The 10774-nt window shown below is 32.7% G+C and carries 10 protein-coding genes; 6 read left to right on the top strand and 4 right to left on the bottom strand.

Going from position 1 to position 10774, the window contains the following annotated elements:
• Positions 1–271, top strand: a 271-nt coding sequence (locus tag ACJMLB_RS01795) for a GyrI-like domain-containing protein (RefSeq protein ID WP_405323113.1), incomplete at its 5' end; no start/stop codon positions are given.
• 56 nt (positions 272–327) lie between these two features.
• Positions 328–621, top strand: coding sequence for a hypothetical protein (locus ACJMLB_RS01790; RefSeq protein ID WP_405323111.1), 294 nt, complete (start codon positions 328–330; stop codon positions 619–621).
• Positions 622–704: 83 nt separating this feature from the next.
• Here ACJMLB_RS01790 and ACJMLB_RS01785 read toward each other — a convergent pair whose 3' ends face one another.
• Genes ACJMLB_RS01785 through hypD form a run of 3 tightly spaced genes read right to left on the bottom strand, consistent with a single transcriptional unit; the run spans position 705 to position 3845 of the window.
• Positions 705–2009 carry a TldD/PmbA family protein gene (locus ACJMLB_RS01785; protein ID WP_405323110.1) on the bottom strand — a complete coding sequence of 435 codons (1305 nt, stop codon included), beginning with the start codon at positions 2007–2009 and terminating at the stop codon, positions 705–707.
• A gap of 32 nt (positions 2010–2041) precedes the next feature.
• Positions 2042–2746, bottom strand: a complete 705-nt coding sequence (locus ACJMLB_RS01780) for a phosphoglycolate phosphatase (protein ID WP_295605412.1) — start codon at positions 2744–2746, stop codon at positions 2042–2044.
• 55 nt (positions 2747–2801) lie between these two features.
• Positions 2802–3845 (bottom strand): hydrogenase formation protein HypD, encoded by a 1044-nt coding sequence (hypD, locus tag ACJMLB_RS01775; protein ID WP_405323119.1) that lies wholly within the window; start codon positions 3843–3845, stop codon positions 2802–2804.
• A gap of 311 nt (positions 3846–4156) precedes the next feature.
• On the opposite strand from hypD, the gene pseG reads away from it, so the two are divergent.
• The 4 genes from pseG to ACJMLB_RS01755 all read left to right on the top strand — a co-directional run bounded on the left by pseG (position 4157) and on the right by ACJMLB_RS01755 (position 10098).
• Positions 4157–5887 carry a UDP-2,4-diacetamido-2,4,6-trideoxy-beta-L-altropyranose hydrolase gene (gene pseG / locus ACJMLB_RS01770; RefSeq protein ID WP_405323107.1) on the top strand — a complete coding sequence of 577 codons (1731 nt, stop codon included), beginning with the start codon at positions 4157–4159 and terminating at the stop codon, positions 5885–5887.
• 25 nt (positions 5888–5912) lie between these two features.
• Positions 5913–6983, top strand: a complete 1071-nt coding sequence (locus ACJMLB_RS01765; protein ID WP_405323105.1) for an N-acetylneuraminate synthase family protein — start codon at positions 5913–5915, stop codon at positions 6981–6983.
• Between the two features lie 77 nt (positions 6984–7060).
• Positions 7061–8590: a sialyltransferase gene (locus ACJMLB_RS01760; protein ID WP_405323103.1), complete on the top strand. Its 1530-nt coding sequence runs from the start codon at positions 7061–7063 to the stop codon at positions 8588–8590.
• A 65-nt stretch (positions 8591–8655) separates the two neighbouring features.
• The gene (locus ACJMLB_RS01755) at positions 8656–10098 is read left to right on the top strand and encodes a flippase (RefSeq protein WP_405323101.1); all 1443 of its coding nucleotides are present in this window, start codon (positions 8656–8658) and stop codon (positions 10096–10098) included.
• 132 nt (positions 10099–10230) lie between these two features.
• Here ACJMLB_RS01755 and ACJMLB_RS01750 read toward each other — a convergent pair whose 3' ends face one another.
• Positions 10231–10737: an acyltransferase gene (locus tag ACJMLB_RS01750; protein ID WP_405323099.1), complete on the bottom strand. Its 507-nt coding sequence runs from the start codon at positions 10735–10737 to the stop codon at positions 10231–10233.
• Positions 10738–10774 lie beyond the last annotated feature (37 nt).

Genomic DNA, 10774 nt, shown 5'->3' with positions numbered 1-10774 from the left:
AGGAATTCCAATCAATCCAGAATTAGACCCTGATGAAACTGAAGAAATAAGAATAGTAACCCTAATCGAACACAAGGTATTGTCTGGAATCCACAATGGAAGTTTAGATAATATTCAAGAAAGCTATAATACTATGGCAGAGTACTCCATTGAAAACAAATATGACATTATAGGTTCTCCTAAAGAAATTTACTTAAAAAACAAGTACGAAGTGGATAATGAAGAGGACTTGGTAACTGAAATTCAATTGCCAGTCATTAAAATGGGATAAATTTCCCATAACTTTAAATCCCAAATTCTATTAAATCTACTGGAGGAAATGATAAAATGGCTAAAGAGAAAACTAAAAAAATGACTAAAAAGGAAGAGGAAAAACTTAATGAAAAAGTAGATAAAATAATAGAAAAAAACTTTGCAGACTTTTCATCTCAAGACGAGCTTGAAAACTTTCTCCAAGATGCCTTTGACACCAAAACCTCTAAATTCAATAAGAACCTAAAGAAAAAGGAAAAGGAAATAAATAAAAAAGTGTCAAAAGTATATAAAACAGACACAAAAAGAATTGATAGAAAAATGAAGGAATTAGATAAGAAAATCAATGCAAGATTTAAAAATTTATAAAAATAAAACGTTCAAAAAAAAAAAGATATTAGAAATATTATCTAATAAAAAATTCATTAAAAAAAAAATATTTTTTGGTGGGATTAGTTACCCACCACTCTTACATCATGTAAAAGCAATTTAGGAACAATGAAAGATCCTCTTTGCTTTGTCTCTTCACCTACAGCTACCGCATCACCTAATAAATCATAGATATTGCCAGAAATCATAGCTTTTTTAATAGGTTTTTTGACACCTTTATCGATTAAAAATGAATTGCTTGCTTCTACTGAAAAGTCACCAGTGATAGGGTTTGCTGTATGTGCACCTAAAACATCTGTGACCAAGAATGCATCATTTATTTCATCTTCCATTACATGATCTTTAAAGTCAAAAATAATATTTGAACCGCTTACAGAAGGAGTTCCAGCATATGAACCTCTAAATCCGTTGGAGGTACTTTTAACTCCATCCTTATTAGCTGTATAAATATCATATAAATATCCTTTAAGTACACCTTCTTCAACTAAAGCAGTTCTTCTTGAAGCAGTTCCTTCATCATCACTTACTCCAGAGTTCAAACCACCATCAACAGTGCCGTCATCATAAATTGAAAGGCCTTCAGTGACTATTTTCTCACCGATTTTGCCAGCGAGTCTTGACCTTCCTCTTTGAATGTTATCTGCGCTGAAACCACTCATGAATGTAGAGAGCAGACCAGTTACTGCATGATAATCCAATATGACATCCTTGTCTGAAGTTTCAATATGCTCCCCATCCAATGATGACTTTGCCAAATCACATAAGTCTTCAGCCAATTTGATTCCATCCAAATCATAAAGACATGAGGAAACAGAGTCATAAGCAGTTGCTAAATCATCATCTTTAATAGCATTTATAGAAACGCCTAATGCAAAGCCAGTTGACTTATCATAAGCTTCAACACCATTGGAATTTACAATCAAGACCTCCCCTTCTGCTGCTGAAAATCCACCAGAAGTGGTTTGACAGCCATTATCTTCAATGCAGTTTAACACAGCCTTGAGGGAACTTGTAAGTTCATCCAAATCAATTTCCTGGAACTTCTTATCAAAAGTGCCATTGATTTTCGGCAATTTTTCCACTTGAGCAAAAGAGAAGTTTTCATCCTTTGAATTAAGTTTAGAGTTCAAATAAGCATTTTCGCAAGTCTTTGCAATTTCACCCATATCTGATGTGAAAGCAAAACCTACAGAACCGTCTTTAATAACTCTTATACCAATGCCTAAACTAATTTCCTCTTTTGCAAAATTCAAATCAGTCTTTTGGGAATCCAATTGAAGCAATTCAGTATTTTCCAAATAGATTTCATAATTGTCTGAATACTTTGAAATTTCCCTTTTTGCCTCTTCAGCCAATTCATATAACATATTATCACACATTTAAAAAGAATATGATTAAATTATTTCTCATTAAAAACAAATTTATCAATAGCTTCTGCCACTCCATCACCATACTTATTCTCACAAACGTAATCAGCTATCTCCTTTAGCTCATCACATGCATTAGCAACTGCAACCTTAAATCCTGCAGCATGTAAAAAGTCAATGTCATTTTCACTATCTCCAATGCACATAATGTTTTCAATATTATAATCCAAGAGCTTAGCCAGTTCGGAGAGTCCAATACCCTTATTAACATTAGGATCTGTTAAGTGAAGTGCAAAACCACTATCATAAACTATCACATCAAAGTCTTGGAGTAACTCTTTAAGTGGCTCTGAATCCATATTCTTATAGAAACAGATTTCAGAGACTCTTGCATCGGAATCCTCTACAATCTTAAATGGGATATCGTCACCAAACTTTTCAAGTAAAAAATCATAAGCATTTTGAGCTTTGGAAATGTCTCCTAAAACAATTACCCTATTGTCGTTATATCCATCTTGGTAAATTACTCCACCATTTTCACAAACCAATCCTCCAGTAGTTCCAACAAGTGTAGCCACTGCATAGGCAAAGTGTGAAATGTTTCCAGTAGCAATGATTACTGGAATTCCTGCATCTTCAGCCTTACGAAGAGCATCCAATGCACTATGACAAACTCTTCTTCTTCCATCTGTAATTGTTCCATCAACATCTACAGCTATCGCTTCTATTTTTACCATGTTTTCAAACCCTTAAAAAGTGATTGTATAAAAAACTATTAAAATAAAATGTTTATTATCTGCTATATCTGTGAGCAATATTACAGGTTCCTTCCTTACTTACCATGCATGCACCGATTGGATGCATTGGATTACATGCCTTTCTAAACAATTTACAGTCAGTTGGCTTTGCCATACCTCTTAAGATAGGTCCGCAAATACATCCTTTAGGAGCTTCAGTAACATCTTTCACTTCAATGTCATATTTCTTTCTTGCATCCCACTCAGCAAACTCATCATTAACTTCCAAGACGGAGTTAGGAATTTTTGGGAAACCTCTCCATTCTCTGCTTTCCACGTGGAAAACCTCATCCATCATTTCTTTTCCAATGACATTTCCTTCAGTTCTTACAGCACGCTTATATTCATTGTCGATTCTTGGAGTTCCATTGTCAATTTGTCTTAAGATCATGTAAACAGACATTAATATATCCAATGGATTAAAACCTGCCACTGCTTGAGGAATGCCATATTCGGTTGAGAACTTTTCAAATGGTTCAGTTCCTAAAATTGTACATACATGTCCAGGTTCGATTAAAGCGTTTAAATTGGTTTCACCTGAATTGATCAAGAAGTCAATCGCTGGTGGAATCAATCTATGACATGAAACGATTGAGAAGTTTTCAGGAGGCTTTTTCAATAATTCAGATGCGGTTGCAGGAGCGGTTGTTTCAAAACCTGCAGACATGAACACAACATCATTGTCTATTTTCTCTGCAATTTCCACAGCATTTGGAATACCATAAACAACCCTTACGTCTGCACCATCCGCTTTTGCCTCAGCAAGAGAACCATTGGAACCTGGCACTCTCAACATGTCTCCAAAAGTGGTTACAGTAACCCCTTTTTCTATCAATTGTAAACATTCATCAATTTCTCTTGAAGGAACAACACATACAGGACATCCTGGCCCTGCAACAATCTCAACTTCAGGAGGAAGCAAAGATCTTATACCATGTTCCATAATGGTATGTTCATGAGAACCACAAACATGCATAATTTTAACAGGAGTAGCTAAATCATTTATTCTTTTAATTAAAGTATCAGCCATCTCTTTCATACTTGCCATTATAACACCTTAAATTTTTTTAAATATTTTTTATAATAAATTATCAGATTAAATCTTTAAATTTCTATTAAATCTATTTTAAAATTGTTTATATAACTATTTTATATAAACTATTTATAATTAACAAAATTTAATATTAATTAATAATATACTATTATTAGTTTGTCTTAATTAATAATATTTTTTAAAATTCAAACAAAATTTGAAATTTTTTAATTTTCAAATTATGAATGAAAATATATGAAAATATATGAAAATACATGAGAATATAACTGAAAAATCAAATAGCTAAAGGTTTTAAGATGTATAAAGATAATAAGATTTTAGTTGTGATCCCTGCCAGAGGAGGTTCCAAAGGCATTCCAAGAAAAAACATTAGATTGCTTGGAGGAAAACCACTTATCGCACATACAATAGAAATGGGAAAGGCATCAGAATATGTTGATGATGTTCTTGTAACAACCGATGATAATGAAATAAAATTCATTGCAGAGAAATTCGGTGCAGAAACTGTCAAAAGAGATGGAAAACTTGCAGAAGACTCAATTCCGCTTGACCCTGTAATCCATGATGCTACAATTCAAAAAGAGAAAAAAGAAAACAAAAAATATGATGTTGTAATAACAGTGCAGCCTACTTCCCCACTTCTTAAAACAAAAACCTTAGATTTAGCTATTGAAACATTATTAAATCCAAATGATGATAAGGAATTATATGATACAATAATCAGTGTTGTCGATGATAGACACTTAAGTTGGGGATACGATGAGGAAAACAAGAAGTATTTCCCATTATACAAGGAAAGGGTGAATAGGCAATACTTGCCAAAAGCATATAAAGAGACCGGAAGCATATTTGCAACAAAACGGGAATTTGTAAAGGAAAACAGCCGTCTTGGAAATAATATAGGGCTTGTTGAAATATCCAAGCAAGAAAGCATTGACATTGACAATTATGAAGACTGGTGGGTGGCGGAAAGAATCCTAAAGAAAAAGAAAATATTGATTAAAGCAGACGCTTCCCATGAAATCGGGACTGGACATATCTACAGAGCTTTATCAATAGCTTCAAAATTAGTGAATCATGAAGTTGTGTTCTTGCTTGATGAGGCACAGCCATTAGGAATTGAAATCGTCAACAATAACAACTATCCTTACATTACTCATAACAGCAATAAAGGCAAAGGAAAAGAAGCAGATGATGAAGCAAAAGAGGAATTGATTGAAAAGATAGTTGAATATGACCCTGATATCATAATAAACGACATCCTAAATACAAATTCAAAGTATACAAAATCCCTTAGGGACAAAGGATTCTTCGTAGTTAATTTTGAAGATGTCGGTGGGGGAGTGAAATATGCACATATGGTATTTGATGCATTATATGAGCATAAAATACCTCTTAAGAACCTTTATTCAGGACATAAATATTACATACTAAAAGATGAGTTTTATTATCAATCATTTAAGGAAATCAAAGAGGATGTCGATAAGGTTCTTCTTACCTTTGGAGGGACAGACCCAAATAACTTAACTGAAAAAGTCCTTGAAACAATTTTGGAAAGCGATTACAAAAACAAGATTGAAATTATTTTAGGACTTGGTTATGGAAACAAGAAGGAAATACAAGACAAATACAAGGATAATGAAAGAATAGAAATCTATGAAAACGTTAAAAACATGAGCGAACACATGCATGATGCTGACTTGATATTTACCTCAGCAGGCAGAACCATGTATGAAATAGCTTCACTTGGAGTTCCTTGCATATGCCTTTGCCAAAATGAAAGGGAATTAAGCCACATCTTTGGAAATGTTGAGAATGGATTCATTAATTTAGGTTTAGGTAGTGAAGTCTCTAAGGAAGAAATAAAGGAAACATTTGAAAGCACAATAAATGACTATCAATTAAGACAGGAAATGAACAAAAGAATGAGTGAAGTTGATTTAAAGCATGGATTTGATAACATCAAAAGGCTAATCAAGCAATCGTACAAAGAATGGAAAGAAGAAATGAAAAAAATGGAAAAATAGATGAAGATAAAAATAAGGTGAAAATATGAGCATATTTAATGAAGAACCATTTTTAATAGCTGAAATTGGTGTAAATTACTATGACATTGCAAAAAAGGAAAATATAAGCAATATGGATGCAGCTAAATTGATGGTGAAAGAGGCAAAGGATGCTGGCTGCAATGCAGTCAAATTCCAATCATATAAAGCAAATACAATAGCTTCCAAGAACTCTCCAGCATATTGGGATACAAATGAGGAACCTACAACTTCCCAATACGAATTGTTTAAGAAATTTGATTCCTTTGGAGAGGCAGAGTACAGGGAAATCGCAGATTACTGCAATGAAATTGGAATAATGTTCTTATCAACACCTTTTGATTTTGATTCTATTGATTACTTGGATGAATTCATGGATGTCTATAAGATATCCTCATCAGACCTTACAAACATTCCGTTCATTAGAAAAATAGCTGAAAAGGGAAAAGACATAATCATTTCCACTGGGGCTTCCAACCTTGATGAGATAAAATTGGCAATAGACACAATAGAAAATGCAAATGAAAAATACACAAATGGGGAAGCAGGAATAGGAATTATGCATTGTGTTCTTTCATACCCTACAGACAACAGCGATGCAAACCTTTTGATGATTAAAAACCTTAAGGATTTGTACCCTAACTATGAAATCGGTTACTCAGACCATACAAAGCCTGATGAAAACATGCTTATTTTAACAACCGCTTATCTATATGGAGCAACAATCCTTGAAAAGCATTATACATTAGATAAAACATTGCAAGGTAATGACCATTATCATGGAATGGACCCTAAGGACATTAGAAAATTCAATGAAAACATAAAACTTATCAAAACAATCAATGGACAATATGATAAGGTCCCTCTCCCTTGTGAAAGCGAATCAAGAAAGCAAGCAAGGCGTTCCATCATTGCAAAAGAGGAAATTAAAGAGGGAACAGTGATTTCAGAGGATATGCTTACATACAAAAGGCCAGGAACTGGAATTTCACCAAGCGAAATAGAGAAAGTTATTGGCCAAAAGGCAAAGATTGACATTGCTGAAGATGAATTGATTAAATATGAATATTTAGAATAAATGAATCAATATTGAAATTATTATTTAGAAATTTTATTGAAGAATTTTATTGAAAATAAAACTTTAAAGGAAAAAATATGACTTTTACTGTAAAAGAGATCTGTCAAAAGATTTGGAATCTTGAAGAGAAGTATGAATTGAATCATAAGGAAATTCAAGATTGCTATCCTTGGCAATTGATTAGAATGTATTTATATTATGAAATAACAAGAAAGACAAATGTTTTTGAATCTGCTCAACAGTCTAGTCTTTCATTATTTGATAAAATAAACTCATTCTTGCCTTTTATCAAAAACAGCATCACATCAAATCCTTTAAGTGGAAGTGAGCATGTTGATGTTTTGATATTCGATCATCCAAGAAAAGTCGTATTTGAAGATGAATATCAGGATATCTACAGCTATTTTTTAAAAGACACACTTAATCAATGCGGAAAAAGTTTTGAAACCATAGAATCCCCTTATTTAAATCAGCATTTTAGAAACAAAAGCAACATTAAGGAAAATAATGTCAAATTCAATGACCGAATCCTTTTAGGTTCATTTATTCATAAAACAAGAAATAGAGGTAAATTGCCTTTTACAGAAAATGAAAAGCAATTTATCAATGCCGTGAAAGAAGAGCTTGAAACCGCTTTTAAAATTGACATTGACTTGTTTAGCATCATGGAAGATCATATCCTGAATTTTCAATACGATTATAAAAAGTATATTGAACTTCTTCAAAGGAAAAAACCTAAAGTGGTATTTCTTGTAGTGGCTTATGAAAATAAGGCATTGATTGCAGCATGCAAAAAAATGAACATAGACATTATCGAATTGCAGCATGGGACCATTAGCCCATACCATTTAGGATACAGCTATCCTGAAAATACAATGAAATTTAACGGAGCAATCAAGGAAATCGAATACTTCCCAGACAAGATCCTAAGTTTTGGAGACTATTGGAAAAATGCTTGTCCATTCCCTATAGATAGTGAAAACATCATTTCAATGGGATTCCCATACTTTGAGGAAAACTCAAAAACATATATGAAAATAGCTGAAGATAAAAATTCTGAAGATGGAAATAATCAAAAAAATGAAGATAAGCAAATATTATTTATTTCACAAGGGGTAATTGGAAAATACTTATCTAAATTAGCCTATGAAACCGCTTCAAAGATTAATGATAATAAGGATAATAATGAGAACAATAATACTCAAGACTATAATTTTATCTATAAATTACATCCTGGAGAATATGGAACCTGGAAAGAAAACTATGATTATTTAACAAAAGCAAGCAGTGAATTTGATAATTTCACTGTAATCGATCAAAGTGAACCCCCATTATATGAACTCTTTGCTGAAAGCCACTACCAAATAGGTGCCTTTTCAACTGCAATCTATGAAGGGCTTGCATTCAATTGCAAAACTTTCATAATAGATGTTCCAGGAGTGGAATATTTAGATGACCTAATCGAAAAGGATATTGTAAAAAAAGTTAAAAGCAGTGAAGAACTAATTAATTACATAAACAATGAAAATATATCCATTCAAGAATATGATAAGGATTATTTCTTTAAGAACTTTGATGAAACTATTTTTAAAAATATTTTAAAATGATCATACTCATTTTATAATTGAAAAAAATAGAAAAATGAAAAATAAAAAAATAAAAGTGTGATTAAATGAGTGAATATGTGCGATTTATACAAAGAATAGGTTTGGTGGGACTCACAAACATCCTAATCTCTCTCAGTAGCCTAATCTTTATCCCAATCATTACAAAGTCATTTACCACCGCAGAATATGGTATGTGGGCACAGGTAAACACTACAATCGCACTTGTTCCGAATATTGCAAATCTTGGTCTTCCATACACAATGGTAAGGTTCCTGTCTGCTGAAAAGGATAAGGAAAAGATTAAGGATTCATTCTATCCTATGATTAGTCTAACATTCATTTCAACAATTATAATATGTTTATTGTTCCTGACCTTTGGAAACACAATTGCAAATGCATTATTCAATGGAAGCATGCAAGTATTGTACATTACAACTGCAATCTCATTCTTTGCATGCATGAATCTTATGCTCATAAGCTTCTTTAGAACATTCCAGCAAATGAAAAGATACTCATTATTCTTAGTTCTTCAAAGTTACATTGGTGTGTTTGTAAGCATTTATCTCACTTATGCAGGATACAATATTGAAACTGTGGTGCTTGGTCTTTTGACAGGTTATGTTGCAGTATTCATCATGATGGCATTCCTAATTGTAAAATATCTTGGAATTGGAATTGGAAAATGGTCTAATCTAAAGGAACAGCTTGCATTTGCTTTACCTACCATTCCAAGCAATGTGTCCAGTTGGGTTGTTGATTCAAGTGACAAGTATGTCATTGGAATCCTTATTGGATCAGTTGCAGTTGGATGCTACTCACCAGGATATGCATTGGGAAGCATACTATTGATGTTCCTTTCCCCATTTGCAGTTCTCTTACCTGCAGTTTTACCTGAACATTATGAAAAGGGAGACATAAGGGAAGTGGACAAGTATCTTAGCTATTCAATGAAATACTATCTCTTGCTAACAGTTCCTGCAGCAGTTGGAATGAGTGTGCTCTCAAAGCCATTATTATACATAATCACAACCCCTGAAATTGCACTTGGAGGTTATATGGTAACTCCTTTCGTTTGCCTTGGAGCAATATTCATGGGAATGTATGGAATTACAAATAACATTCTAATCCTGGAAAAAAACACAATGATTCTCGGAAAGTTATGGATTGTTGTTGCTATCTCAAATATAGTCTTGAACTTATTGCTCGTTCCTTACCTAAACATTTTAGGGGCAGCAATTGCAACACTTATCTGCTACATATTGGCATTTGCTGTAACAGCAATCGCAAGCAAGAAAACAATGAGATTGCCATTCAACATGAAAGAGCTTTTAAAAATAGTCGTTGCGGCATCCATTATGGGAATTGCCGTATATTTAATGCACCCAATTGGAATTATTAATGTCTTGATATCCATTATCGCGGGAGTAATCATATACTTTGCAATCATCTTCATTTTAAAGGCAGTGACAATTAAAGAAATTGCAATCTTTAAAGATTTGCTTCATTAAATTGAAGCTAGAATTAATTAAAATGAATGAAATTTTTTTGTGAAAAATAGTTATTGTGCAAAAATGAAAAAATATGTAAAAATAGCAATATACAAAAATAAATCATGAAAAAAATTAAAGATGATAATTTATTTAATGGAACTTTCCTTCTTTTTTTAACTTTTCATAATGATCATTATCTCTTGAAGAAAAGACTTTTGCAGGATGACCACCAGCAATTGCATATTTAGGAATATCCTTAACTACAACACTTCCTGCTTGAATGATGGCACCTTCACCAATAGTTACTCCAGGAAGAACAATGACACGATTTCCTAACCATACATTGTCTTCGATAACAACATCCTTAGAGATCACAGTGTCATCATAAGGAATGGCATCCCCTTCATAATTATGACTATCAGTGATTATCATGCATTCTATTCCAGAGTGAAAATTATCTCCAATAACAATATTGGCCGTTCCTTGAATCTTCATGCCATTGAAATTCACATTGTTTCCAAGACTTGTTTTAGGAGTGACATAGGAATAAGCATTAACGGTTAAATCATTTCCACATGATTCAGATACCCTTTTCACTCTAAATGTATAATATTTTCTTTTAATGGCCTTAAGAACATTTAAAACTTTAGAAATCATCTTCATCACAGCTTGAATCTATAGAAAAAATGTGAAA

The organism is Methanobrevibacter sp. (assembly GCF_045114555.1).
Taxonomy (GTDB): Archaea; Methanobacteriota; Methanobacteria; order Methanobacteriales; family Methanobacteriaceae; genus Methanobrevibacter.
The sequence above is the reverse complement of the archived record's forward strand: the minus strand, read 5'-3'. Positions and strand labels throughout refer to the sequence as shown.

Excerpts from the sequence above, each read along its gene's own strand:
- ACJMLB_RS01750 (WP_405323099.1), bottom strand. The coding sequence starts at position 10,737 with ATGATTTCTAAAGTTTTAAATGTTCTTAAGGCCATTAAAAGAAAATAT.
- ACJMLB_RS01790 (WP_405323111.1), top strand. The coding sequence starts at position 328 with ATGGCTAAAGAGAAAACTAAAAAAATGACTAAAAAGGAAGAGGAAAAA.
- pseG (WP_405323107.1), top strand. The coding sequence starts at position 4,157 with ATGTATAAAGATAATAAGATTTTAGTTGTGATCCCTGCCAGAGGAGGT.
- ACJMLB_RS01760 (WP_405323103.1), top strand. The coding sequence starts at position 7,061 with ATGACTTTTACTGTAAAAGAGATCTGTCAAAAGATTTGGAATCTTGAA.
- ACJMLB_RS01765 (WP_405323105.1), top strand. The coding sequence starts at position 5,913 with ATGAGCATATTTAATGAAGAACCATTTTTAATAGCTGAAATTGGTGTA.
- ACJMLB_RS01780 (WP_295605412.1), bottom strand. The coding sequence starts at position 2,746 with ATGGTAAAAATAGAAGCGATAGCTGTAGATGTTGATGGAACAATTACA.
- ACJMLB_RS01785 (WP_405323110.1), bottom strand. The coding sequence starts at position 2,009 with ATGTTATATGAATTGGCTGAAGAGGCAAAAAGGGAAATTTCAAAGTAT.
- ACJMLB_RS01755 (WP_405323101.1), top strand. The coding sequence starts at position 8,656 with ATGAGTGAATATGTGCGATTTATACAAAGAATAGGTTTGGTGGGACTC.
- hypD (WP_405323119.1), bottom strand. The coding sequence starts at position 3,845 with ATGAAAGAGATGGCTGATACTTTAATTAAAAGAATAAATGATTTAGCT.